Source organism: Verminephrobacter aporrectodeae subsp. tuberculatae At4 (assembly GCF_000193225.1).
Taxonomy (GTDB): domain Bacteria; phylum Pseudomonadota; class Gammaproteobacteria; order Burkholderiales; family Burkholderiaceae_C; genus Acidovorax; species Acidovorax aporrectodeae.
Window position 1 is genome coordinate 1 of record NZ_AFAL01000893.1, and the last position, 426, is coordinate 426.

Annotated in this window: 1 protein-coding gene; it reads right to left on the minus strand. The window is 65.3% G+C overall.

Annotated elements, in window-relative coordinates; all coding sequences use genetic code 11:
* On the minus strand, positions 1 to 304 hold a 304-nt coding region (locus tag VTU_RS29745; protein ID WP_010109235.1), incomplete at its 3' end, for a hypothetical protein.
* Positions 305 to 426 lie beyond the last annotated feature (122 nt).

Below are 426 nucleotides of genomic sequence, written 5' to 3' on the forward strand. Positions count from 1 at the left end.
GCGTCAGCGACGTGGTGATCGTCGCCAGCTGGCCCGCGCCGTCGGTGTTGTGCAGCGGGCCGTTGATCGCCGCGCCCCCGCCGCACGGGAACATCCCGACGGCGCAGGAAAGCACCAGCGCGAGCAGCTTCGAGCAAAGCGAGGCGATGGCAGCGCCGCGGCCCGCACCGGGGCGGTTGTTGCTTGCGCCGGTGATGGCGATGCTGTCGCCGGGGATGCGGCCGGTGTTGTTCACCACGGCGGCGGGAATGCTCGTCAGGCCGTCCGAGCTGTTGATCAGCTCCTTATTGTTGGGATAACCCATGACCCATTGAGCAGGGGCGCATACCTCGGTCCGAAGTCCACCGGGGGGCTGGTTGCCTGGATCAGAGGTTCGTTGGTAAGACGAATAAATCCTGGTCTCAGCAGTTTCTTCAACTCGGATCG